This window comes from Paraburkholderia ultramafica (assembly GCF_902859915.1).
GTDB classification, from domain to species: Bacteria; Pseudomonadota; Gammaproteobacteria; order Burkholderiales; family Burkholderiaceae; genus Paraburkholderia; species Paraburkholderia ultramafica.
Map to the genome: position 1 here is coordinate 1 of NZ_CADIKK010000152.1, position 852 is coordinate 852.

Here is an 852-nt window from a genome sequence, read left to right on the forward strand (position 1 = left end):
GCGCGATATCGTCGGCCATAGTCCGGTAACGATTCGGCGTTGTTCTCCAGGTATTGACGCAACCCGGCGGCGAGCTTGCGAGCTCGAGCCACGACGGTCTTGTCTGCCAATGAAGGCCGCCCGAGCAGATTCACCAAGGCGTCGAGCCGTGCGATGGCGGTCACGGGCTGGCCATGCCAAAGACGCCACTTGATCGAGTCGACCCAGTTCGATATCCGGGCATGCTCTCGCGGAGGCAACTGATGCGCGGCTTCCCTGCTGCGTACGACGTTGCTCAACACGGTCAGGCGTCGTGTCAAGTGATACCAGTCGAGGATATGAGTTGCCTCTGGCAGCACGGACAGCTGCAAGTCACGCAAGCGGCTATCGCCATCGGTGAGCACCAGGAGACCATCGGTGGTCTTGCCATGCTCGGCAACGGCTTGTTGCACCCGGGTACGCGAATGCTGATCAACGGTGCGCACGAAGCCCATGCTGCGCTGCGAACCGTCATCGGCCATCACCCGCCCGGCAATGATCTCGAAAGAGTGCGCCTCATCGGAGTCGCAGTGGCGAACATAGCCGCCGTCCAGGCCCACGGTCGTGACTCGAGGCCGAGGCGCGCGGCGACGGCATGGCGGTTTCATGCCCGCTGCCGCCAGCTCCGATTCCAGGCGTTGTCCGACGCGCAACGTGCGGACGCGTACCGTGGTGGCGCCGTTGCCCGCCCCGATGGGCAAGAGCGTGTGCAGAATTTCGGCGCTGCGCGCATAGGGCAATATGGCAGCCAACTCGCTCTGAATGTATTCAAGTTCCGGCGCCACCCAGCGTTGGCGCGACGCTGGCTTGACCGAAGCTGGAGCCGGCTCGTCC

At 63.8% G+C, this 852-nt stretch carries 1 pseudogene; it reads right to left on the bottom strand.

Annotated elements, in window-relative coordinates:
• Window positions 1-803 (bottom strand): annotated as a pseudogene (locus HV744_RS36625) (hypothetical protein); the annotation flags it as partial.
• Between the last annotated feature and the right edge of the window lie 49 nt (window positions 804-852).